This window comes from Hallella multisaccharivorax DSM 17128 (assembly GCF_000218235.1).
GTDB classification, from domain to species: Bacteria; Bacteroidota; Bacteroidia; order Bacteroidales; family Bacteroidaceae; genus Prevotella; species Prevotella multisaccharivorax.
This window is the reverse complement of the sequence record NZ_GL945017.1, coordinates 2,196,114-2,219,819: the sequence shown is the minus strand read 5'-3', so window position 1 is coordinate 2,219,819 and position 23,706 is coordinate 2,196,114. Positions and strand designations below refer to the sequence as shown.

Below are 23,706 nucleotides of genomic sequence, written 5' to 3'. Positions count from 1 at the left end.
TGTGTACTTATAATATCATTTTCTCAATAGGGCTCACGAGGATGCCCTGTGCGCCAAGCTCTTTGAGTTTATTGATGATTTCCCAGAACCGCTTCTCATCAAGCACAGTGTGGATGGCGCACCAGTTAGGGTCGGAGAGTGGAATGATGGTGGGGCTCTTGATGCCGGGCAGTACGGCCGTGATATCGGCGATCTTGTCCTTGGGCGCATTCATCATGACGTACTTCTTGTCTTGTGCCGACCTGACCGCCTTGAAACGGAAGAGCATCTCGTTGAGAATGTTGTGTTTTTCTTCATCCATCTGCCAGTTGCCGATGAGCAGAGCCTCGCTTTGGATGATGGTCTCCACTTCTTTCAGGTTGTTGTGGACAAGCGTTGAACCGCTGCTGACAATGTCAAGGATAGCGTCGGCAAGACCAATGCCGGGGCTTATTTCTACCGATCCGGTGATGACATGTATGTCGGCATGTATGTTGTTTTTATTTAGAAATCTGCGCAGGATGCCAGGATAGCTCGTGGCGATTTTCTTGCCGTCGAACCACTCGAGCCCTTGGTAATGGATGCTCTTTGGTATAGCCAGCGACAGGCGGCATTTGGAGAAACCAAGGCGGTCGATAACCTGTGCGTCTTCCTGGCGCTCTTCAAACTCGTTTTCGCCCACGATGCCGATGTCGGCCACACCGCTGGCTACACTTTGGGGAATATCGTCATCGCGCAGGAAGAGTACTTCCAAGGGGAAGTTGGAGCTTTGGACCAGAAGAGTGCGCTTACTGGGATTGACTTTGATGTCAGCCTCTGCGAGGAGATTCATGCTGTCGTCGTAGAGACGGCCTTTTGATTGGATGGCAATTCTTAGCATAGCTAAATATGTAATGTCCTATATTGATATCTGTCTTATTTGCTTCTCTGCTATTCTCTTTTACAAATAATCCTTGCAAAAGTACCCATTTTTGCCTATATCTCCAATAAAGTTAGTAATTTTGTGCCTAAATAGTTTATGAAGTTTCATATTATCAGCATAATTACACTCTTTGCGTTGCTTTTTTCGGCATCCTGTCAAGAGAAGAAGACCGTGGAGATGACGCCATGGGGCACGCCGCTGGTCAATGATTCAATTCCCCAAAACAGTAATTTTGGCCTTAACGACATTGTAAGTAATGGGGAGTTGATCATTGCTACGCTCTCGGGGCCCGAGACTTATTATGACTATCATGGACATGGCATGGGCTTGCAATATCTTTTATGTCAGAAGTATGCGGAGAGGTTAGGGGTGTCGCTTCGTGTGGATGTCTGCAGAGATACTGCCGAAGTGGTGCGCAAAATCAAGGCCGGTGATGCCGATATCGTGACATTGCAGCTGCCCGATACAGTAAAGGGCGTGGATTATACCAGGGTGAAGGTGGACTCGCTGAAGCATGGATGGGCTGTGAATGTCGGCAATCAGGAGCTGGCAAAAAGTATTGATGCATGGTTTAAGAAAGAGTATGTGGCAGCGACTCGCCGTGAGGAGTCGTTCCTGCTGTCCACAGCCAGTGTTCGTCGTCATATCTTCTCGCCATTGCTTGATCGCTCTAAGGGCATCATCTCGCGATACGACAAATATTTCATGATGTATGCTCCCCTTGCGCGCCTTGACTGGCGCCTCATGGCCGCGCAGTGTTATCAGGAATCAACTTTTGACCCTAACGCCCGGTCGTGGGCGGGTGCGTGTGGCCTGATGCAGATCATGCCAAGCACGGCTGACCATGTGGGCCTCTCGCGGGCCTCGCTTTTCAGTCCGGAGGAAAACATCGCCGCATCGGCCAAATATATGCAGGAGTTGGGTGGTCATTTCGCCGACGTACCCGCCGCTGAGCGGGTATGGTATCAGCTCGCGAGTTATAACGGTGGTACCAATCACGTGCGTGACGCCATGGCTTTGGCACGGAAACACGGCCGTGACCCGCTAAGATGGGGTGATGTGTCAGAGTTTGTGCTGAAACTTCAACAGCCACAATACTACAACGACCCTGTAGTACGCTATGGCTATATGCGTGGCATGGAGACTGTGGATTACGTTACTCGCATCCGAGACCGTTGGGCACAATACCGTGGCGTGGCAGGAGGTGGTGGCGTACCAGGATTTATCTCTACTCCTCAAAGGGCTAAAAGGGGTTATCGGTGGCACTTGTAGACGGTTATTATCAATGGTGAATTATGAAAGATCAGAAGATGTATGAGCCTGAGGACAAGCTCATCAATATTATTAGCGACAACTATGCTGTGCTTCAGAGTCTTGGTTCGTTCGGCATTAACCTCGGCTTTGGCGACAAGACCGTGGAAGAAGTCTGCCGCGATGAGCAAGTAGATACCTACACTTTTCTTGCCGTTGTCAATTTTACGGTGAATGGATCCTATTATTTTGAGAATGCCTCTAACATCTCTGTCCCTACATTGCTTCATTACCTTAAGGCAAGCCACGAATATTTCCTTGGTTTTCAATTGCCTTCAATTCGCAGGGAATTAGAGGAGGCTCTTGATGAAACGGACAGTCTGGCAAAGCTTATCCTCAAGTTGTATAAGGAATATGAGCATTCAATCAGAAGCCACATGCAGTATGAGGAGAAGACGGTCTTTCCTTATGTGGAAGCACTTGAGCGTGGCGAACAGCCCGATGGTTATGATGTTCAGACGTATTCCAAGCATCACTCTGCCACCGACCGCAGGTTGGCTGAGTTGAAAAATATCATTATCAAATACTTGCCTTCCGATGGTCTGAGCAACAACCAGCTCACGGCGACTCTCTACGATATCTACAACTGTGAGGAATGGCTGCAGCAGCATGCTGCCGTGGAGGAGCAGATATTCATTCCTGCCGTCCGGCTGTTGGAGCGTAAGTCGAGGCAAAGTGATGTGAGCATGAATATCAGTAATATCATCGGGAAAGCATCGGATGGGGCTCTCAGCGAACGTGAGAAAGATGTTATCATCTCCCTTGTACAGGGGATGTCAAACAAGGAGATTGCCGAGCATCTCTTTATCTCTGTCAATACCGTCATCACGCATCGGCGTAATATCGCGAAGAAATTGCAGATCCACTCTGCCGCTGGGCTGACTATCTATGCCATTGTCAACAAATTAGTGGATATCAGCAGCGTGAAGCTGTAAGGGGAACGCTTTTTACTTACTTTAGAGAAATGGCGCCAGCAGGTGTGCGAACCATCCGCGGAATTTGTCACCACATGTCCGCCATCGGTTCCATGTTGCGGGAGTAAGTAGGAAAGAGTCTTTCTTCTCTGAATCAAAAAGGCGGTCCAGCTGTCTTGTAGTGCATGGATCAATAATGACAGCATTCTCCTCATAGTCCCATGAGAGGCTGCGGGCGTTGAGATTGGCTGATCCCACGGTGCAGAACTTTCCGTCAACCATTATGATTTTCGTGTGATGGAAGCCCGGCTTGTACATCCAAATGGTGCATCCGTGTTTCATGAGTTGGTGAGCGTTGTAAAAACCGCAATCAGGGGTCAGCGGTATATCGCTTCTCACGGACAGCATGATCTCAACCTTTACGCCACGTCTGACGGCATCTTTCAGTGCTCTCTTGATCTTGTGATTAAGCGTGAAATAGGGATTGATGAGTTTGATGCTGTCCTGTGCGTAGCGGATAGCATGGGTGTAGAACTCGCGGATAATCTTATTTGAGGTGTGTGGCTCACGGTTGATGATACCTACCGTCTTATGTCCAGCGCTCTTACAGGTGTCTGGTTTCAGTCCCTGGAAATAGTTATCAGTGTCATATCCCTTGAAATATTTGTCTCCTCCAATATGTTGTTTGGTGACTTTGTTCCACATCTTGAGAAAGATCATTTGCAGGGTATTGACTTCAGAGCCTTGGATACGGCAGTGCATATCGTGCCATGACCCAACCTTGTTGGTGCCCTTGATGTAATAGTCTGCCACGTTCATGCCCCCCGTGTAAGCGACCAGACCGTCGATGACCACGATTTTCCGGTGGTCCCGACTCCAAATATCGTCAAGCCAGGGAAACTTCACGGGGTTAAATTCTCTGATGTCGATACCCGTCTCCCGTATTCTTTTGAGGTCTTTTCTACGCATCGGACTATTGTTGGAGATGTTTCCAAAACCGTCGAAAAGCAAACGCACTTCAACGCCTTCCTTTACCTTTTGAGCAAGGCGGGTGATGAGCTCGTGGTTGATAGAATCGTTGCGGAAATTGAAATACTCCATGTGGATCGATGACCGTGCCTGGCTGATGGCTTTGAAAAGGTCGTCGAATTTTTCCTGTCCGTTCATAAGCAGCGTCACGCTGTTGTTATGGGAAAAGTTGACACCACACTGCTCAAGGTAGTGTACGATGAGGGAGTCGCTGCTTTGAGCATGTGACAAACAAGTGATGAATATGAAGAAAAGAGCGACGATTATCCTGTTGAATGACTTCATGGTTCTCTTATGAAGATTCAGAGCATGGAAGAAGCGTAGCTGTCGACAATGCCCAAAAGATGCTTTTCTCTATCACGCACCAGCACGGAATGGATTTTATATTTGTGCATGATTCGTTGGATTTCCGAGACTTTTGTTGTAGGCATGGCCGTCTTCGGCTCCCGTGTCATGATGTCGGCAACTGTGTGATTGAAGAACTCAGCTTGCCACCGCTCCATGGCTCGCCGGATGTCACCGTCGGTAATGATGCCGGCTATTGTCTGATCTTCGTTGAGCGACACACCGAGTCCAAGCTTTCCTCTCGACACTTCGATGATGGCTTTGCCTAAGTGCATCTCTTGTGGAATGATGGGAAGGTCATCGGTGCGCATCACGTCTTCGGCAGTTGTCAGCAAGCGTTTACCCAGCTCGCCGCCAGGATGGAACTGCGCAAAGTCACGTGGCTTGAAATCTCTCACCTGCATTAATGCTACTGCCAGTGCGTCGCCCATAGCTAAAGCTGCCGTCGTGGAGCTTGTCGGAGCCAGGTTAAGTGGGCATGCCTCATGGTCTACAAAGACCTTCACGTGGACAGTGGAATATTTGGCAAGCAGTGACTCGGGGTTACGGCTCATGCCAATGATGGGCACATGCATATGAAGAAGAATGGGGATGAAGCGCAGAAGTTCATCGGTTTGGCCGGAATTGCTGATGGCGAGCACTACATCGTCAGATGTCATTGCACCAAGATCACCGTGATAGGCGTCGAGAGGATTGATGAAAAAGGCCGGTGTGCCTGTAGAAGCAAGTGTGGCTGCGATCTTTGCGCCAATGTTGCCGCTCTTCCCTACACCTGTCACGATGACTTTTCCATGGCAGTGATACATTAATTCTACGGCTTTCTCGAAGTTATTATCGAGCTGTGGTAGGAGTTTGAGAATAGCCTGTGCCTCATCGTGTAAGCACTGTGACGCATAGCTTGTAACGTGTGTCAGTCTTTCCTCTGGAGTATTTGTTGGCATTCCTTTTTCTTTTTTGAGGATTGGTTTAAGAACCGATAGGCATTGTCAGGAAGATAACGCATCTCAGTCGAAGTCATTGATCAGTTTTTTTATTAACGGCTCAAGCTTGTTGAGCTCTAACATGTTTGCGGCGTCGGAAAGACCTTTATCGGGATCTGGATGTACCTCGAAGAAAAAGCCTGTTGCGCCAAAAGCCTTGGCGGCAAGAGCCATAGACGGCACAAAACGACGATCGCCAACCGTTTTGCCTTCGCCTGCAGAGGGGCGCTGCACACTGTGAGTACAGTCCATGATAACGGTTGAGGTGATCTCTCTCATGTCAGGGATATTGCGGAAGTCGACAACAAGATTATTGTAGCCGAAGCTGTTACCTCGCTCTGTGAGCCATACTTCGCTGGCCCCACTTTCCATGGCTTTCTCATAGGGATAGCGCATGTCTTTTCCTGAAAGGAACTGTGCTTTTTTGATGTTGACGACCTTACCAGTTTTTGCTGCTTCCACGAGCAGGTCGGTTTGTCGGCATAGAAAGGCAGGTATCTGTATGACGTCGACCACCTCTCCTACGGGTTTTGCTTGCCACGATTCGTGAATGTCGGTGGTGAGGCGCAAGCCATATTTTGACTTTATGTCAGAGAGCATCTGAAGACCTTTATCTATTCCTGGGCCGCGGAAAGAGTGCAGGCTTGTGCGGTTGGCTTTGTCGAAACTCGCTTTGAAGATGATGTCGGTGCCGAGACGGCGGTTAATCCCTACAAGCTCGCTGGCGACAATGTCCAAGAGTTCTTCTGACTCGATGACGCAGGGGCCTGCAATGAGTGTCTTCTTATTATCTATTGTCATGTTTTTCTATTGCTTCGTAGTTTTTCATTACTTTTTTGCAATCATGTCCTCAGCTTCACTTTCCGAGTCCGCATGCTGTATTTTCGACGGCTCGGCTTTGACGAGATGTGCTGTATCCGACACGATGTGAATGTCACGCTGTGGAAATGGGATCTCTATCTGCTTGTCGTTAAAGGCATTGTAGACCGCCTCCATAATGTCGCCTTCAGCGTAGGTCTGTTTGCGCGAGTCAACCCACGCCAGGATTTTGAAGTCGATGGAATTATCGCCGAAGCCTGCAAGTACCGATTTGATGTACTTGATATATCCGGCCTTATTGAGCTTTACAACGGCCTCGTCAATAATCTGTTTAACCTCCGGGACTTTTGATCCGTAAGATACGCCAACGGGAATGATGGAGAGAACATTGCCATGGTTGCGCGTCAGGTTCTTGTAGTTCTTTGAGAAGAGCTGCGAATTCTGATAGGCTATGACTGATCCGTCGAGTGCTTCCACCGTGGTAGATGTGTAGCTGATGTTTCTAACTGTACCCTTTGTACCGTCAATGGAGATGTAGTCACCCACTTTGATGCGTCCGGCCATCAGCGAGATGCCGTAGTAAAGATTTTCAAGAATATCCTTCATGGCGAATCCGATACCGGTGGACAGGCCTGCGGAGATGGCGACGATCCATGAATTGTCGATGTGGAAGATGGTCAGCGTAATGAGTAACCATGCGCCCCAGATGACAACTTGTATGAGATTACGCCATATAGCAGTGTGACTGGCCACCGTCTGCGCACTGGGTTTACGCTTTTCCTCTTCCGCCTTTCGCTCTTCCCGCAGGGTAAGCTGGTAGTGCAGGGTGTGCAGGGAAACATGGTTGATGTATTTGGCAATGAAAAAGAGTGCGGCAGCTTGAACAGCACGCATGATGCTGAAGGCAAACTTATCAGTATTGACCAATGGGCGGTTGAAAAGTGAGAGCGAGGTGTCGCTGAGATTGAACACGTCAGCGGCCCAATAGATACTGATGAGGATAGACACCGTGCCGAGGATAGGAAGAACAGCCGTGTAAATCAGTCTGAAGAACCATGTACGGCTCACCGGAGTGTCCTCATCGAAGAACTTGCGTTTAGAGTTATTGCCGTATTGTTTGAGCAGGTCAGAGGCGCAGGCAATCGTGAGTATGCAAGTGAGTTGCATGGTCCACCAAATCAAAAACTCTACCGACAGCAGGGTATAGCCCACCATTGACGCTACATCGCTGGCAAGGAATACGATAAACGATACCCATGCATAAAACGTGTCTGAGGCTGGCAACAGTTTGATATTTCTCCTTAGTGCAATCCATTGCCACACGGTAAAGATGAGAAGCAGAGGTGGCATTACGAGGTCGGTAAGGATATTGGGGATGAGCACAATGCGGAAGAAGATCACGATGAAGCACATCACCATGATAGGCATATAGATACTAAGTCCGTGCCGTATCTGTTTGCCGTCGAGACGGATAAGGAGAGACAGCAGGACGACTGCCATGAGCCATGCGTACTCTACAAGCAGTCCGGAAGCCATGGAGAGGAAGTTCTGCTCAATTGTGGCTTTCACCATTCCCACGACAGCCGCGAAGGTGATCACAGTGGCTGCGAGAATGATACAGAATCGCTTGGCGCGGAAGTTATCTTTGGCTTTGTTGCCGCCTTCGGAGCCGAAAAGCAAATGGAGAATAAAGTCGGTTTTATTCTTCTTCATGAGCCGTGTTACAATGAAGCCAATAAAGAGGTAGGAGAGTGCCGCGGCGATGATGCCGTAGAATAGAATGAGTGCTAAAAGGAGAATGATGATGCGGCTATCCCAGTCTGAGTGAAAATTCTTGGTGGGCTTATATTTCTCAATTACCGTCTCACCGGTTTCCTTCAACTCATGCTTAAAGTTCCGCAGCATGGTCAGGAAGTTTTCGCCATTGTTGGTGAATATACTTGCCTGTATCTCGGCATAGCGCTTGTTGGCATAGTCATTGAGGCTTTTCAAGCGTGCTTCTGTATGGTAGTATATATTGATATATTGCTGGCTCTGCTGCTTATTGTAGTTGAGAGTGCGGCGAATGTTCACAGCGAGCGTAAGACAAACGTTGCGGTCGATGTTCTCTTTAGGCGTCAATGCGTTGACGTACATCGAGCTGAGATCGGTGATGAGACTGTCGTAGCGCGCTATCTCGGTGTTGACTTCCTCCACGTAAGTGCGGAAGGGACCTACGGTCTCTTTGAAGCCCTTGTATTGTTCCGTGGCCTCATGGCACGCATAGGTGAGATCGAACACATTGCCGCTCTTCTGCGAGTAGAGCATGATGGCATTCTGCTGGCTGTTGTTCATCGTGGCGATGAGCTGCTGCATCACCTGCTCCCGTTGTTCCCTTTGGGCCCCCGACTGTTTCTCCAACTTGTTGTGGTAATGGGTGAGCTCTATGCGGAGCATGGCCAGCGTTCCCCCAATATTGCGTTCCTTGAGGACGGCATGTGTCGGAAGCACCACTATCAACGACAAAAAGAGAACTAAAATATATGCCTTGTGAGAGTTCACGATATCTTGCGGAAATAATTAAATAGTTACGTGCAAAGTTACACATTATTTTTATATTTTGAATCATCCGCTGCCGTTTTGTTTGAGTGGGGTGGTATTCAATAAAAACAGGAGCGGCTCTGAAGAGTCGCTCCTGCATGACATTTCTTGTCGGTTATTTCACTTCCCAGATGTCGTTTGTTTCAAGAAGTTCCGTGAAGTTGTGGTATTTTTTCTTTGCTTTCACTTCTTCTATCTGATCGTTGAGAGCTTGTTCATAAGTGGGAGCCTCCACATCTCTGATCACTCCGAGAGCTACAGGGAAGCCGTGCTCGTTGTCCATCATGGCCAGCTTAAGCTGCAAGGTGTTGTCTGGGTTGTGGCTGTCGTGAACGAGTATATCGTCCAGGGTGTAACCGTCTTTGCCTATTTCAACGACTTTCAGCCCGAATCCTTCTTGGACGAGGCCGTACTCGTTGTGCTCTCCGAAGACGAGAGGCTTGCCGTCCTCTACATAGATGGCATGCTTGCTGCGCCCTTCCCGAGTGTAGATGGGGTCGTAGGCACCGTTGTTGAAGATCATGCAGTTTTGCAGGATCTCACACACGGCGGCGCCCTTGTGATGGCAGGCTGCCTTGAGAATCTTTATGGTCTCTGGGCTGTCGGATGCCACCGAGCGGGCAAAGAATCGTCCTCTTGCCCCGAAGCACAGCTCTGCGGGACGGAAAGGATCCTCCACCGTGCCATAGGGTGACGACTTGGAAACGAAGCCACGCGGTGAGGTTGGGGAGTACTGTCCTTTTGTGAGCCCGTAGATGCGGTTGTTGAGGAGGATTATGTTGAGGTCAATATTACGCCTCATGGCGTGGATGAAGTGGTTGCCTCCGATGGCGAGCCCGTCGCCGTCACCACTGATCTGCCAGATGGTGAGTGTGGGATTGACAACCTTGGCTCCCGTTGCCACTGCAGCCGCGCGGCCGTGGATCGTTTGCATGGCATAGGTGCTCACGTAGTAAGGCAGACGGCTTGAACAACCGATGCCGCTGATGACAGCTGTCTCGTAAGGTGCCACTCCGAGTTCTACCATAGCTTTCTGCATGCTTGCTAAAAAGCTGTGGTCGCCACACCCTGGACACCAACGGGGCTGGCCTTTCTTATAATCGCTTGCTGTATATTCCATTGCTGTATATGATTGAACCATTGGACTCTTGGCCTTACAATACTAATTTGTTGAAATAGTCGCCGCTGTTGTCCACTTCATGAGTGATAAGGTGTTCAAAATGCTCTACCAAGTCACTGACGTTGAATGGCTGTCCCTTTACCTCATTGTATTGATAGGGCGTGAAACCGTTGACCCGGATGCGGAGCAGTGCCGCGAGCTGTCCGAGGTTCTGCTCCGCCACCACCACTTTTGGATAGCGGAGAAGCACTTCTGCCGTATTCTTAGGCAAGGGATTGACATACTTGAATTGTGCCAGTGCCACCTTTCTGCCTCTCTGTCTCAGTTGGTTCATTGTGGCGCGCAGGTGGCCATAGGTGGATCCGAAGCCTACGATGAGCAGGTCGGCATCATCCTTGTCGCCCTCCACTTTGAGGTCAGGGACATTGATAAGTGCTACTTTCTCCGACCTCAGGTGATCCATGACATTGTGATTATCGGGCTCTGTGGAGATGGAACCGGTCTTACCGTCTTTTTCCAGGCCGCCGAGGATGTGCTCATAGCCTTCTTGCCCAGGGATGGCCCAGTAGCGTGCCATGGTCTCAGGGTCGCGCAGGTAAGGAGTGTATTTGTATTTCTGGTCAGCGGGCGCATAGTGTGGATGGATCTCCGGCATTGTGTTGATGTCGGGGAGTTTCCATGCTGCTGAGCCGTTGGCGATGAACGCGTCGGTGAGCAACACTACGGGGGTGAGGTGTTCCAGTGCTATCTTCGCGGCCATGAAGGCGGCATCAAAGCAGTCAGTAGGGCTGGTGGCGGCGATGACGGGCATAGGGCTCTCGCCGTTGCGGCCGTAGAGCACCTGAAGCAGGTCGGTCTGCTCACTCTTCGTGGGCAGACCCGTAGAGGGACCGCCACGCTGTACATCGACGATGACCAAGGGCAGCTCGTCGATGACGGCAAGGTTCATGGCCTCGCTCTTCAGGCAGATGCCAGGGCCGGAAGTGGAAGTACAGGCCAGCGCGCCGGCGAAAGCTGCGCCGATGGCCGACGAACAGGCTGAAATCTCATCTTCCGCCTGCACGGTGATAACGCCGAGACTCTTGTGCTTCGACAATTCGTGCAGGATGTCTGTGGCGGGAGTAATGGGGTAGGAGCCGAGATAGAGCTTCAGGCCCGCTTTCTCGGCAGCGGCGATGAGGCCATAGGCTGTGGCTTTGTTGCCCGTAATGTCCATATATCGGCCAGGCTCTTTCTGTTTGGTCTCAATACGGTAGGTCGTGAAAGGCGTGGAGGCGTGGGTGTTGGCACCGTAGTCGTGGCCGGCTTTCACCACTTTGATGTTGGCTTCCGCCACGGCCGGCTTCTTGGCAAACTTCTCATGGAGGAAATTGTTGACCAGTTCGAGATCGCGGTTGAAGAGCCAGCACACCAGTCCCAGGGCGAACATGTTGCGGCATTTGAGAATGCTCTTGTTGTCCATGTCCTCATCCTTGAGACATTCCTTCACCATCTTGGTGATGGGGCAGGCTACCACACGATCGGGATCGATGCCCATTTCCTGGAGGTAGTCGTCGGTTTTGAACTGTGCCTTGCTGAGGTCTTTGGGTCCAAAAGAGTCGGTATCGATGATGATGGTTGCTGTTGGCTTGGCGTATTTGTACTGGGTCTTCAGGGCAGCAGCGTTCATAGCTACGAGCACGTCACACTCGTCGCCCGGCGTGAAGACTTTGCCTTCGCCGATATGTACTTGGAAGCCACTCACGCCGGTCAGCGATCCCTGCGGGGCACGGATGTCGGCAGGATAGTCGGGGAAGGTGGAAATACCATTCCCCACCGTCGCTGAGATGGTGGAGAAGATGTTGCCTGCAAGCTGCATGCCGTCGCCAGAGTCACCTGAGAAGCGCACAACGACGTCGCTGAGCTCTTTTACTTCAATTTCATCGGACATAATAGATTACTTTAGTTTTCTGTTTTATGTGGCAAAGGTAAGGTAAGTTTTCTAAACTACAAATAAATTGTTACTATTTTTATACCTCTTTTATTCGTTTCGTTATCATGTATGGGTTATTTCGCTTCTTTGTTTGGGATGTTTCTTGCTGTGAAGGAGAGTTGCGCGAAAGTGGTGTTATTTTTCATTACATTCACCATTGTGCTGATGTCTCCTCCGGTGTTAATGATGGTTGTGAAAACAAAGTCCACTTTAGGGCAGGCCACAGGCGAAAGGATGTGTAGGAATCTTATGTCTTTCACTTCCGTTATCTCAAGCTCACAATTAATGATTTGTTCAAGCAGCTCAAGGGCGGTCTGCACGATGCATACTCCCGGCGTGACTGGATTGCCAGGGAAGTGGGCACGGTAAATCCAACTGTCTTTGATCAGGGCAATATGGAAGATGGTGTTGTCGTGGCTCGCTTCGTTGCTGTCTATCTTATAGAGCAGGTTTTTCAAGATGTTCATCATAGCGGTCTCGCTTCGTTTATGGCCAATTTGATTTGTGTTTTGGCAAGTAGTTTGCCGTTTTCCTCAATGGTGGCGTTTGCAAGCGTCATACCTAACGCCTCGGCTTGGATGCTGACCGTTGTTTCAATCATGGATCCTACATGCGGATGACCAAAAACCTTCAGCTTTCTTACGTTTGCGATGACGCCGATCTGCCCGCCTTTTCGGAGAATGTAATTGTTGACATAGCCGATTCTTGCGGCACAGGTCTGCGCAATGTTCTCTATCATCCCCGCGGTTGCTAAGTCGTTATCGTGCATGAAGACATTATCAGCTTTGAGGCTTGTACGGGTTTTTACGGTGGTGCTGTCGTAATAGGTAAGGGTATCTACCATGACGAAGGGCTCCTGCTGGGGCAGCAGGGTGTGGATATCGATGTGTTCAACGAAGTCGGAAGTAGGGTGTGAATAGTCCATTTTCATGTTTGTATCAGTCCTTTGGATGAGGTCGCTTTCCCTCTACGCCGTAATCGCATTGCGTCTACGGTGTAGAGGCGATGCGATTACGGTGTAAAGGCGATGCGTTTACGGCGTAGACGCAATGCGATTACAGCGTGAAGGCAAAGTGCCTGCGGAATGTATGAATCCCGTCTACCCTGAGCGTTAAGACAGTTCTCTCATTCAGTATAAGACACAGGGCGACTGTTTTCAGCGTTCGTCAGCAAAAGAGTAAGGCGCGGCCTGAGTGGAGGTGCCACGTGAACGATTGGGCTCACTACTGAGTCGATACTGAAGATCTGCACCGGCTTTCAGGACGGATATGCCGACATAGTTCTTGTCGTATGCTTGACCGTTAAGAAAGAGCGAGGAGACATAGCGGTTTGCTTTGGAACAATCGGGCGCAGAGATAGTCACGTTGTTGCCGTTTTCGAGATGGATCCGCATCCATTTAAAATAAGGAGTTCCAAGTGCATACTGTCCGGAACCAGGGCAAACGGGATAAAGGCCCATGGCGGAGAAGACATACCAGGCTGAGGTCTGGCCATTGTCCTCATCGCCGCAATAGCCATCGGGATGGGCATTGTAGAGGCGGTCCATCACCTCGCGTATCCAGTACTGGGCCTTCCAGGGCTGTCCCGCATAGTCGTAGAGATAAATGGCATGCTGAACAGGCTGATTGCCGTGAGCGTAGTTGCCCATGTTCATGATTTGCATCTCGCGAATCTCATGTATGACTTGTCCATAGTAACTGTCGTCGAAAATGGGGGGAAGATTAAATACGGAGTCAAGCATTTCACAGAATTGGCTGGGACCTCCCATTAGGTTTATGAGATCTTTGGGATTGTGAAATACGCTCCATGTGTAATGCCAACTATTACCCTCAGTGAAAGCGTCGCCCCATTTCAAGGGATTGAACGGCTTCTGAAAAGAACCGTCCTGATTACGGCCGCGCATAAGTCTCGTTTCCGGATCAAACACGTTGCGGTAGTTGAGCGCACGTTTGCGGAAAGGTGCTAACTCCTTCTTGCTCTTGCCAAGGGCTTTTCCAAACTCATAAATGCACCAGTCGGCATAGGCATATTCTAAGGTGCGCGCTACGTTCTCATTAATATGGACATTGTAGGGTACATAACCCAGTCGATTATAGTAGTCGTACCCCAGTCGGCCGGTGGAGCTGACGGTTGGGTGAACGCCGTTGGCTCCGTGGACTACGGCTTTCCAAAGCGTTTCAGCATCATAGCCACGTATGCCATTGAGGTAGGCATCGGCCACCACCGAGGCAGAGTTGTTGCCGACCATGCAGCCCCGGTGCCCCGGTGAGGCCCATTCCGGCAACCAGCCACTTTCCAAGTAGGCATTGACAAGCCCCGATTGAATGTGTGAGCTGACGGTAGGATACAGGAAGTTGACCAGTGGAAGTAGGGCACGGAAAGTATCCCAAAAGCCGGTGTCGGTATATAAATAGCCGGGAAGTACTTTGCCGTTGTAGGGACTGTAGTGCATGGGCTTGCCGTCAGCTCCGTACTCAAAAAACTGGCGTGGGAAAAGCACGCAGCGGTAAAGACAGGAATAGAATGTGCGCAGGTGGTCGATATTGTCATCTTTGACTTCAATCTTTCCAAGCACGTCATTCCATCTTTGTCGGCCTTTAAGCTTTAGGTTTTCAAAACTATTGTTACCTAACTCTTTTAGGTTGCGCTCTGCTTGCTCGGGGCTGATAAAGGAGGAAGCTATCCGCATGTGGACTTGCTCACCGTGTGTGGTCTTAAATCCGACAATGGCACCGGCATGATCACAGGCTGTTGTCAGTTCATGGGAGTCGAGTTGTCCGTTATTCACGGTGTATTGGTAGTTGAAAGGATGATCGAACACCACAACAAAATAGTTCTTGAAGTTTTCTGGCACACCACCGCTATTTTTGGTAGAGTACCCGATAATCTTGTTTTCGGAAGGTATGATGGTGATCGATGATCCTTTATCGAAGGCATCAATAACGATGGACGCACTATCTGACGTTGGAAATGTAATTCTGAACATTGCCGCCCGTTCTGTTGGTACCATTTCGGTGGTGATGTCATAATCAGCAAGATAGGTCTTGTAATAATAAGGTGTCACTTCTTCTGCCTTATGCGAAAACCAGCTTGCACGGAGATTCTCGTCAAAGACGGGATGTCCCGTCTCAGGCATGATCGAGAATTGTCCGTAGTCGTTGATCCAGGGACTTGGCTGGTGGGTTTGCTTGATACCTCTTATTTTATGGGCAGCATAGGTGTAAGCCCAACCGTCGCCCATCTTACCGGTTTGTGGTGTCCAGAAGTTCATTCCCCATGGGAGGGCAATGGCAGGGTAAGTGTTGCCTGTTGATAGTTCGAATGTCGATTCCGATCCAGCCAATGGGTTAACATAGTCCACCACATCGTCTGCCCATAAATAGACAGACATTGATAAGCTAATGATAAAGAATAGAAGTCTGTTTCCGATAGTTTTCATTAATGAATAAAATTTGTTGATCCAGAGATAGTCCCGCATCAGAGAGCTGGCGCTTCCTGTTGCCTTTATTGTCGCAAAAGTACATATTTTTATTCAGTTAATGGCTCATAGCAAAAGTTTTTTTGTAACTTTGGATGGAAAAGCAGCAACCTTTTATAGAAGGGCGTTCCGCACAATAAGCTGATTTTCGGGTAACGATTTGGCAGTCATTCCGTTTGCCATGCTTAGAGGTTTATTCTTTATTCGTAATATGGCACACATGAACATTGAGGAGTTCCGCAAGATCTATGCTGATTGGCAGCAAAGCGGAGCAACAATAATTATTCAAATAAATATTCTTGTGTTTTCAGTAAAATATGCTAACTTTGCACCATCAATACTTCAATTACAGAATATTATTCGATAAAATTCGACTATGGCAAATACGGAGACATTCGATGATACCGACCGCCGCATCCTGCAGCTCCTTCAGAAGGACTCGCGCATGACCATCAAGGAACTTGCTGCGCGCGTTCACCTCTCTCCCTCTCCCACCTTCGAGCGCCAGAAGCGCCTGGAGCGCCTGGGATACATTGAACGCTACATGGCAGTCGTCAACCCGCAGAAGGTGGGTAATGGCATCCTCGTACTGTGTAACATTCGGCTCAAGCAGCACACCCAGGCACTTATCCGAGAGTTCATGGATGCCGTACAGAGCATTGACGAGATCACAGAGTGCTACAATACCAGTGGTGACTTCGACTTTCTCATCAAGGTCTACACGAAAGATATGAAAGCCTATCAGCAGTTCATGCTCAACACCCTCGGCACCATCCCCTGCGTAGGAAGCCTTAACAGTATCTTCGTCATCGACCATACAAAGAGCACAAGGGGGGTGCCAATACCTGAAAATGAAACCCCAAAAGGTTAAATAGTATCGCACCTCAGATGTGGCGCGTTTCCGACATAATATATGTGGCGCGTTTCCGACACGGTCGAGGTGTACTGTCTGCACACAAGAGAAACACAATCGAGTGGGAGGTAAACGCTAATCATAGGTGCTTATCTCCTACTTTCGTGTTCCTTTGTGGTGTTAAAGAAGTACACACATCAGATAATATGCGAGAATCTCTACATGCAATATATGTGTGGTCTTTCGGAATTGACTGACAAGCCTATATTAGATCCCTCTCTTTTCGTCACGGTCCGTAAGCAGCTTGAGCGATACCTCCTGCCATGGCACCTATCGTATCACTGTCGCCACCGATGGAGATGGCATTGCGAATGGTGTTCTCGAAGTCATGACTGATATGGAGAATTAAAATGCCAAAGCCGGAATTATCACTACCGTTGCGGCACGCCCTTCATAGTCAGTGCGATGCGGTGGCGGCGGTTGTCCACTTCCAAGACCTTGACGCGTACATGTTGATGGAGTTTCACTATGTCGTTGGGGTCGTGTACAAACTTGTCAGCGAGTTGGGAGATGTGTATCAGTCCGTCTTGATGCACGCCGATGTCGACAAACGCACCGAAATTGGTAATATTTGTGACAACGCCGGGCAGCTCCATCATTGGTACTAAGTCTTCTGGCTTGCGAACACGTGGGTCAAACTCGAAAGTCTCCACCTTGCCGCGCGGATCTCGTCCGGGTTTCTCCAGCTCCTTCATGATATCGGTGAGTGTAGGTAGCCCCACACTGGCTGACACATACTTATTGATGTTCACCTTTTTTCTCTGGTCAGCATTCCTAATGAGATCGGCCACGGTACAGCCACAGTCTTTGGCTATGTGTTCCACAATAGCATAGCTCTCTGGGTGGACGGCGGAAGCGTCGAGTGGATTCTTTGCTCCGGGGATACGCAGAAACCCTGCACACTGCTGGAACGCGGTGGGTCCGAGGCGTGGTACTCTTTTCAGCTGCGCTCGCGAGGTGAATGGACCATTCTCCCGTCGGTAGTCTATGATATTCTGTGCCAGTACGGGTCCGAGTCCCGACACGTAAGTCAGCAGATTCTTTGAAGCTGTATTGACATTCACGCCCACGGCGTTGACGCAAAGCTCCACGGTCTGGTCGAGGCTGTGCTTGAGTTTCGTCTGGTCTACGTCGTGCTGGTACTGTCCTACACCGATACTTTTTGGGTCGATCTTTACCAGTTCAGCCAGTGGATCCATGAGTCGTCGGCCAATGGAGACGGCACCGCGCACGGTGACATCCTCATTGGGGAACTCCTCCCGTGCTACCTCGGAGGTGGAATAAATACTCGCACCGTCCTCGGAGACGACGTAGGTAGGAATACCGTCTATTTGCCTCAAGATATCAGCAGTCTCGCGCGATGCAGTACCGTTGCCACAAGCGATGGCATCAACGCGCCATTTGCGGGCAATGTCGCTGAACTGCTCCTCCGCCTTGGAAAGGCGAGACATAGAACTCTTGCTGTCTCCATGGCCTCCAACAGCGAATACTACTGTGTGGTAAAGCAGGTTACCCTGTGCGTCGAGTACCACAACTTTGCACCCTGTGCGGATGCCGGGGTCAACTCCCATGACCCTCTTTTGTCCGAGTGGCGCGGCGAGCAGCAACTGTCGGAGGTTCTCCTTGAACACTCGAATAGCCTCATCATCGGCCTTCTCCTTGCTTAGGGCGGCAAACTCATTCTCAATTGACGGCTCGATGAGGCGCTTATAGCTGTCTTCCACAGCTTCGGCTACAAGCGTCTGGCAGGGTCCGAAGCCATGGACGTAGTGACGCTTAAGTCGCTCGATGTTGCCTTCGTCATCGCCGGTGATGGTTACACGTAACACGCCTTCCGTCTCGCCCCTGCGCATGGCAAGCAGGCGATGGGAGGAGCAGCGGCGCAGCTCCTCGGAGAAGGCAAAATAGTCGCTGTATTTCTGTGCCTTGTCTTCATCCTTCATCTTCATGATGACGCGCGAAACAATGGTGGCTTCTCGTTGGAAGTTATGACGTACAGCCTGTCGTGTGCCCTCGTTGAGGGAGATGCCCTCAGCGATGATGTCCTGCGCACCTTTGATGGCCTGTCCAATATCTTTTATGTCACCTTTTACAAATCGCTGTGCCGCCATGTCGGGATAATGCTCTTTTTGGTTCATGATGATCTTGGCCAGCGGCTCAAGACCCTGCTCGCGCGCTACTTGTGCGCGGGTGCGGCGACGTGGCTTGAAGGGCATATAGATGTCTTCTATCTCTGTGGCATCCCATGATGTCTCGATGCGTTGGCACAGCTCGTCGGTGAGCTTACCCTGTCCGTCGATGGTCTTGAGGATTGTTTCCTTGCGTTTCCGTAATTCCTTCAGTCGTTCGTAGAGGTCGCTGACTGCTGCCACCTGTACCTCATTGAGGTTGCCCGTGGCCTCCTTACGGTAACGGCTAATAAAGGGGATAGTGGCGCCAGCGTCGAGTAACTCGATGACCGCTTCCGCTTGCTCAACCCTGATGTTGAGGCTTTTAGAAATAAGAATGGAATATGGGTTCATGTCTTTTTGTTCATTTTTATTTCGTTTTAATAATCTGCCTTCCTTTCTCAATGATGGTGTCAATTCCACGTTTGAAATCGTGTGAGGTGAGAGCAACGCTGATATCAGGCCTTATGCCGTCCTCTGTGCTTTTCTTGTTTGAATCATATATGGGGCACGCTGAGAAGCGGATGCTCCAGCCTTTGGGCAGCTCCGATGAGAAGGGCATTCCCGCTCCACCGCCCGTACGGTCGCCGACAGTGACGACATTGGGGCAGTGGCGCATGAACTTCACGAACTCGTTGGCAGCAGAATACACCGCCCTGTTGGTGAGCACCACTATGGGTTTGTGCCAGCGGATGCCTTTAGCCGGTTTGAGCCATTGTTCCTCTAACGGGGAGAAGTCGCTATGTCCTTTCCCTGTCTTGTGCTTCATATATCCGACGAGAATGCTCTTATCGGTGAATCGTGCGGCCAGTGTCTCTGCTGATGTGAGTAATCCTCCGCCATTATTGCGCAAGTCGATGATGAGTCCAAGACAGGGTTGCAGATACAAGAGGATGTCGTCAAGATTGCCTGCGTTCAAGGTATTATCAAAGGTGGATATACGCAGATATCCAATATTGTCGTTGAGGATACGGTAGCGCATGCCGTTAGAGATGCGGTAATCGGTGCCGAGATAGCTGCGTATAAGCGAGTCGCTGTAGTTGGCGGGGTAGCGTTCATGAAATCCCCAGTAACGGCTGTAGTTGAACGATGCAAAGAGATTGACATGCCCGTCACGTAACTCGGAGAGCATATTGCCAAGTACTTCCAATTGCTGTTCGTCGGTCATGCCGTCATTAAACCTTGGAGAATAGGCGGCATGGACAGAGTCCCAGTCAACGCCCTTCTCCTGGAAGAAACAGTAGTGCTCATCCATGATACGCCATAATGCCTCAAAGTTACCCTGGGGCGAGTTGGCGAATTGCTCATCCTCAACACACGAGGTCAGCGTGAGGATCAGAATCAGGAAATATAATGTCTTTTTACTCAAGGTGTTTATGCTCAAGAATTAGAGAATGAGAGAATTATGTTCGTGCCTTTTATGGCTCAAGAATTTGAGACTCTTCAGTACATCCATCCTATAGTCAGTGCGTGCGTGTATTGATGATACTTGAGGCTATTGACGCTCATCTGTCGGATATCTCCGAGATAGCCTATGGAGAATGAGATGTGCCACAGTCTGAAGCCAAGTATGAGCATCTGGTGGAGTTGGAGCCCTGAGGCGGGTGAGGTGAATACGATGTTGTGGTCGTAGTTGCCGTGCGTGAAGATCTCGTAGTAGCTTTGTCCGTAGTTAGGCGAGAAGGCGATGCCCAGTGCGGGTGCGGCAGCCACGTACCGCAAGGTGAAGGGTCGTCCTTTAAGGTGAAAGCGCCATGTCGCCATCACGGAAGGATCAAGGCTCAGAGCCATCCTCGCCTGTGCGGGGTTGTTGCTGTTGCGGGTGTTGTAGAGGCCGCCGAGGCTGAGGTCGGTCAAGAGACCGATGCGGAGATTGAGGGGTGAACGCGGGGAAGATGCATACGATTCACACGCTGGGGCAGGCGATAAAGGATCGATATTGTAGTGCCAGCCGAACCGCAGGTTGTAGAGAGCTCCGAGGAAGGAGTTGTCGTTGCCACGAGTGCCAGCCTTGGTGAAGAAGGCCTCTTGCACGATGTAGGTCGACCATCTTCGTAGCCTCGGCATTGTGGCAGTACTGTCAGTTTTCAGGTTTTTGCGGTTGGCTTTCTCCTTCGTATAGCGCAACTCAAGCCCTGTGGCTTTCTCTTGCGAGAGATAGGTGTCGAGCAGGTCGGTATGCCCGATGCTGATGAGGCTGGCGGCTTCTTTCTGAGCTGCGGCCTTGTTGTAGGGGAGCAGAAGCAGGGTGAGCGTTAATGCCAACGTCGAAATCCATATCAAAGGTGTTGATGTCATGAGAACGTATTAATAGGGGGTTATGGGCGGTCATTATCTCTATCTCCCACACGTAGAGGAACTGGGGAGAGCCATTCCTGCACTGATATAGGGTAGGGTCTCTTACTTGTCGTCGTCGAAGAGGTCGAGCTGTCTGGTCATCTCGTCGATGATCTGCTGTCGTGACTTGCCGGCATCAGAGTCGAGGTCCGTGTTGTTGTCGGATTCTTTGCTGTCGTCGTCATTGGCATCTCCAGCAGATTTGGGCTGACCCAGGGGAGGCAGTTCCTCAACCTTTTCCACCTGCCATGTGGCCACGCGCTTGCCTTTGGCTTTGAATCCCTTGACGCCGACAAACTGCTCGGCGTCGATCTCCAGGGGAGGGCGTACACTGTCTGCACCGCCGAAGCTGACACGGAGATTGGGGCAGGATGTGTCGGTGAGGAGCAGTAGACGGCTGTCGATATTGTCGCCCACGAAGTTTTGCGGATTTCTCCTCGCTTCTAACCGGAATCGCTTGAGATAAGGGTAGCCGTTGTTGTCGGCGTCGAGGAGCACCGCCGTCCACACCTTGTGGGGGTCGTATTTCTCAATGAGTGCGATGTTGTCCTCAAAGTGGTTGTTGAGGTCGAAGCTCGTGATATAATAGTCGCCACCGTGGAGGATGACGAGGATATTGTCGCCGTCGCTGAATTCGCCGAGATACTTGCCACGTGCATCGTAGTTGAGACGCTTCACGTCACTGTCGAACCACACTTTCCTTCCGCCGAGGGTGGAGTGTCCGTGGCTCTTGAGGGTGATGCGCTTCACATTCTGCCGCGTCAGTAGGTTGCCGCGGGCTGTCCTGGTCTTGATGAGAATGTCGGAGAAATCTTTCTCTATGAACAACGATTGTTTCTTCCGTGTCAGGTTGGGCTCAAGCGTGATTTTGATGACCTCCGCCTCACCGTTGGGGTTGGCGGTGAAGTAAGCCACACGCGATCCCGCCGTGCCCTGCGTGAGGTCGTACTCGCGGTCGCGGACAACAGAGGTGACATTGAAGCGCTTGATGAAGTAGGCACCTTTCTTGCCGTCACGGTAGACGGCGTTGTAGATAGTGCGCGTGTCGTTTTTCTTGAATACCTGCACCCAAAGCACGTTTTTGCCGACAAAGATTTTCTCTGCCACTTTAATAACCTTATATTTGCCGTCGCGGTAGAAGAGGATGATGTCATCCAAATCGGAGCAGTTACACACAAACTCATCCTTCTTCAGTCCGGTACCGATGAATCCGTCCTGCCGGTTGATGTAGAGTTTTTCGTTGGCTTCCACTACCTTTGTCACTTCGATGGTGTCGAAGGAGCGCACCTCGGTGAGGCGTGGATGGTCGTGGCCGTAGGTCTCCTTTAAGTGTTCAAACCACGCCACGGTGACATCGGTCATATGAGCCAGGTCGTGCTCAATGCCCTTGATGTCGGCCTTCATCTTGGTCATGAGTTTGTCGGCCTTGTCTTTATTGTATTTGAGGATGCGCTGCATCTTGATCTCGAGCAGTCGCAGATAGTCGTCCTCGTGTATTTCGCGTATGAGCTTTGGCTTCCAGGGCACGAATTTCTTGTCTAGGAAGTTGAGCACCGCCTTCTGGTTGGGCGCCTGCTCAAAGTCTTTCTCCTTGTACATGCGCTCCTCAATGAAGATGCGCTCCAGACTGGCGAAGAAGAGCTGTTCTTCAAGTTCGCTTTTGCGGATTTCCAGCTCACGCCGCAGCAGGCCCATGGTGCGGTCGGTGGAGTGTTGCAGCACCTCGGAGACAGTGAGAAACTGTGGTCTGTCGTCCTCAATGACACAGCAGTTGGACGAGATGTTGATTTCACAGTCGGTGAAGGCATAGAGTGCGTCAATGGTCTTGTCGGGCGATACGCCGGGGGCCAGCATCACCTGTATCTCCACGTGTCGCGCCGTCATGTCCACCACCTTACGGGCTTTGATCTTGCCTTTCTCAATGGCTTTGGTGATGGAGTCCTGCAGAGAGGCTGCGGTCTTGGAGTATGGCACCTCGCTGATGACGAGTATCCTGGCATCTCTCTTCTCTATCCTTGCCCTGACGCGCACCACGCCGCCGCGCTGTCCGTCGTTGTATTTCGACACGTCGATGGCGCCGCCCGTGGGGAAGTCGGGGTAGAGGTGGAACTCCTCGCCGCGGAGATAGCTCACGGCGGCGTCGCACAGCTCGTTGAAGTTGTGCGGCAGCACCTTCGATGACAGTCCCACGGCAATGCCCTCGGCGCCCTGCGCCAGCAACAGCGGGAACTTCGACGGCAGCGTCACCGGCTCCTTGTTACGGCCGTCGTAGGAGAGCTGCCATTCTGTGGTCTTAGGATTGAACACTGTCTCCAATGCGAACTTTGAGAGGCGTGCCTCAATATATCGGGGTGCAGCGGCGCGGTCGCCGGTGAGGATGTTGCCCCAGTTGCCTTGCGTGTCGATGAGCAGGTCTTTTTGTCCGAGCTGCACCAGTGCGTCGCCGATGGAGGCGTCGCCGTGCGGGTGGAACTTCATGGTCTCACCCACGATGTTGGCCACTTTGTTGTAGCGGCCGTCGTCCATGCGCTTCATCGTGTGGAGGATGCGGCGTTGCACCGGTTTCAGGCCGTCCTCGATATGAGGCACGGCGCGCTCCAGAATCACGTAGGATGCATAATCGAGAAACCAGCTCTTGTACATCCCGGAGAGATGGTGCACCGCCGAAGCGTCGAAGCGGTCTACAGGCTGATAATCAGAGTGTTGATCCACGGTCAGCTCCTCGTCCTGTTCGCTATTGTTGTTCTTTATCTTGTCGTCGTCCATAATATAAGAGAGGGCGTCAGTCGCCTTCATTGCAAAGTTATAAAAAAAATCGCTAACTTGCTTTGACAATCAT

18 protein-coding genes are annotated in these 23,706 nt (G+C 50.6%); 3 read left to right on the top strand and 15 right to left on the bottom strand.

The window, feature by feature from the left end; all coding sequences use genetic code 11:
• Positions 1-7 precede the first annotated feature (7 nt).
• Positions 8-859: an ATP phosphoribosyltransferase gene (hisG, locus tag PREMU_RS09600; protein ID WP_007574907.1), complete on the bottom strand. Its 852-nt coding sequence runs from the start codon at positions 857-859 to the stop codon at positions 8-10.
• Positions 860-997: 138 nt separating this feature from the next.
• Here hisG and PREMU_RS09595 point away from each other — a divergent pair, with 138 nt between their 5' ends.
• Complete coding sequence (locus PREMU_RS09595; protein WP_007574905.1) at positions 998-2,173, top strand: transglycosylase SLT domain-containing protein; 1,176 nt, start codon at positions 998-1,000, stop codon at positions 2,171-2,173.
• A 23-nt stretch (positions 2,174-2,196) separates the two neighbouring features.
• A complete protein-coding gene (locus PREMU_RS09590) occupies positions 2,197-3,147 on the top strand; it encodes a LuxR C-terminal-related transcriptional regulator (protein WP_040558241.1) in 951 nt (316 codons plus the stop codon).
• Positions 3,148-3,168: 21 nt separating this feature from the next.
• On the opposite strand, the gene PREMU_RS09585 is transcribed toward PREMU_RS09590, so the two are convergent.
• The 9 genes from PREMU_RS09585 to PREMU_RS09545 all read right to left on the bottom strand — a co-directional run bounded on the left by PREMU_RS09585 (position 3,169) and on the right by PREMU_RS09545 (position 15,410).
• Entirely contained in the window at positions 3,169-4,440 is a 1,272-nt protein-coding gene (locus tag PREMU_RS09585; protein WP_007574901.1) for a phospholipase D-like domain-containing protein, read from the bottom strand.
• Between the two features lie 17 nt (positions 4,441-4,457).
• Positions 4,458-5,441: a KpsF/GutQ family sugar-phosphate isomerase gene (locus tag PREMU_RS09580; protein ID WP_007574900.1), complete on the bottom strand. Its 984-nt coding sequence runs from the start codon at positions 5,439-5,441 to the stop codon at positions 4,458-4,460.
• Between the two features lie 63 nt (positions 5,442-5,504).
• The gene (kdsA, locus tag PREMU_RS09575) at positions 5,505-6,281 is read right to left on the bottom strand and encodes a 3-deoxy-8-phosphooctulonate synthase (RefSeq protein ID WP_007574896.1); all 777 of its coding nucleotides are present in this window, start codon (positions 6,279-6,281) and stop codon (positions 5,505-5,507) included.
• A 27-nt stretch (positions 6,282-6,308) separates the two neighbouring features.
• On the bottom strand, positions 6,309-8,789 hold the full coding sequence (locus tag PREMU_RS09570) for a mechanosensitive ion channel family protein (protein WP_223918642.1): 2,481 nt from the start codon (positions 8,787-8,789) through the stop codon (positions 6,309-6,311).
• Between the two features lie 205 nt (positions 8,790-8,994).
• On the bottom strand, positions 8,995-9,999 hold the full coding sequence (locus tag PREMU_RS09565; protein WP_040558893.1) for a 2-oxoacid:ferredoxin oxidoreductase subunit beta: 1,005 nt from the start codon (positions 9,997-9,999) through the stop codon (positions 8,995-8,997).
• 34 nt (positions 10,000-10,033) lie between these two features.
• The gene (locus PREMU_RS09560) at positions 10,034-11,929 is read right to left on the bottom strand and encodes a 2-oxoacid:acceptor oxidoreductase subunit alpha (protein WP_007574885.1); all 1,896 of its coding nucleotides are present in this window, start codon (positions 11,927-11,929) and stop codon (positions 10,034-10,036) included.
• Between the two features lie 116 nt (positions 11,930-12,045).
• Entirely contained in the window at positions 12,046-12,441 is a 396-nt protein-coding gene (locus PREMU_RS14180; protein WP_007574883.1) for an ApeI family dehydratase, read from the bottom strand.
• Positions 12,438-12,896 (bottom strand): hotdog family protein, encoded by a 459-nt coding sequence (locus PREMU_RS09550; protein ID WP_007574882.1) that lies wholly within the window; start codon positions 12,894-12,896, stop codon positions 12,438-12,440. Before PREMU_RS09550 ends, PREMU_RS14180 begins: the two co-directional genes overlap by 4 nt.
• 231 nt (positions 12,897-13,127) lie before the next feature.
• Positions 13,128-15,410: a GH92 family glycosyl hydrolase gene (locus PREMU_RS09545; protein WP_007574880.1), complete on the bottom strand. Its 2,283-nt coding sequence runs from the start codon at positions 15,408-15,410 to the stop codon at positions 13,128-13,130.
• A 415-nt stretch (positions 15,411-15,825) separates the two neighbouring features.
• On the opposite strand from PREMU_RS09545, the gene PREMU_RS09535 reads away from it, so the two are divergent.
• Complete coding sequence (locus tag PREMU_RS09535; RefSeq protein ID WP_007574878.1) at positions 15,826-16,320, top strand: Lrp/AsnC family transcriptional regulator; 495 nt, start codon at positions 15,826-15,828, stop codon at positions 16,318-16,320.
• 268 nt (positions 16,321-16,588) lie between these two features.
• On the opposite strand, the gene PREMU_RS15700 is transcribed toward PREMU_RS09535, so the two are convergent.
• The 5 genes from PREMU_RS15700 to PREMU_RS09515 form a co-directional block, all read right to left on the bottom strand.
• Positions 16,589-16,657, bottom strand: coding sequence for a hypothetical protein (locus PREMU_RS15700; RefSeq protein WP_244863901.1), 69 nt, complete (start codon positions 16,655-16,657; stop codon positions 16,589-16,591).
• A gap of 76 nt (positions 16,658-16,733) precedes the next feature.
• Positions 16,734-18,884: a Tex family protein gene (locus PREMU_RS09530; RefSeq protein WP_007574876.1), complete on the bottom strand. Its 2,151-nt coding sequence runs from the start codon at positions 18,882-18,884 to the stop codon at positions 16,734-16,736.
• A 16-nt stretch (positions 18,885-18,900) separates the two neighbouring features.
• Positions 18,901-19,899 (bottom strand): S41 family peptidase, encoded by a 999-nt coding sequence (locus tag PREMU_RS09525; protein ID WP_223918643.1) that lies wholly within the window; start codon positions 19,897-19,899, stop codon positions 18,901-18,903.
• A 74-nt stretch (positions 19,900-19,973) separates the two neighbouring features.
• Positions 19,974-20,828 (bottom strand): DUF3316 domain-containing protein, encoded by an 855-nt coding sequence (locus tag PREMU_RS09520; RefSeq protein ID WP_007574874.1) that lies wholly within the window; start codon positions 20,826-20,828, stop codon positions 19,974-19,976.
• Positions 20,829-20,930: 102 nt separating this feature from the next.
• The gene (locus tag PREMU_RS09515; protein ID WP_040558885.1) at positions 20,931-23,633 is read right to left on the bottom strand and encodes a DNA gyrase/topoisomerase IV subunit A; all 2,703 of its coding nucleotides are present in this window, start codon (positions 23,631-23,633) and stop codon (positions 20,931-20,933) included.
• Between the last annotated feature and the right edge of the window lie 73 nt (positions 23,634-23,706).

Coding starts and splice junctions, on each gene's coding strand:
- PREMU_RS09565 (WP_040558893.1), bottom strand. CDS start 9,999: ATGGAATATACAGCAAGCGATTATAAGAAAGGCCAGCCCCGTTGGTGT.
- hisG (WP_007574907.1), bottom strand. CDS start 859: ATGCTAAGAATTGCCATCCAATCAAAAGGCCGTCTCTACGACGACAGC.
- PREMU_RS09535 (WP_007574878.1), top strand. CDS start 15,826: ATGGCAAATACGGAGACATTCGATGATACCGACCGCCGCATCCTGCAG.
- PREMU_RS09580 (WP_007574900.1), bottom strand. CDS start 5,441: ATGCCAACAAATACTCCAGAGGAAAGACTGACACACGTTACAAGCTAT.
- PREMU_RS09595 (WP_007574905.1), top strand. CDS start 998: ATGAAGTTTCATATTATCAGCATAATTACACTCTTTGCGTTGCTTTTT.
- PREMU_RS09560 (WP_007574885.1), bottom strand. CDS start 11,929: ATGTCCGATGAAATTGAAGTAAAAGAGCTCAGCGACGTCGTTGTGCGC.
- PREMU_RS09590 (WP_040558241.1), top strand. CDS start 2,197: ATGAAAGATCAGAAGATGTATGAGCCTGAGGACAAGCTCATCAATATT.
- PREMU_RS09550 (WP_007574882.1), bottom strand. CDS start 12,896: ATGGACTATTCACACCCTACTTCCGACTTCGTTGAACACATCGATATC.
- PREMU_RS09545 (WP_007574880.1), bottom strand. CDS start 15,410: ATGAAAACTATCGGAAACAGACTTCTATTCTTTATCATTAGCTTATCA.
- kdsA (WP_007574896.1), bottom strand. CDS start 6,281: ATGACAATAGATAATAAGAAGACACTCATTGCAGGCCCCTGCGTCATC.
- PREMU_RS14180 (WP_007574883.1), bottom strand. CDS start 12,441: ATGATGAACATCTTGAAAAACCTGCTCTATAAGATAGACAGCAACGAA.
- PREMU_RS09520 (WP_007574874.1), bottom strand. CDS start 20,828: ATGACATCAACACCTTTGATATGGATTTCGACGTTGGCATTAACGCTC.
- PREMU_RS09530 (WP_007574876.1), bottom strand. CDS start 18,884: ATGAACCCATATTCCATTCTTATTTCTAAAAGCCTCAACATCAGGGTT.
- PREMU_RS09585 (WP_007574901.1), bottom strand. CDS start 4,440: ATGAAGTCATTCAACAGGATAATCGTCGCTCTTTTCTTCATATTCATC.
- PREMU_RS09515 (WP_040558885.1), bottom strand. CDS start 23,633: ATGGACGACGACAAGATAAAGAACAACAATAGCGAACAGGACGAGGAG.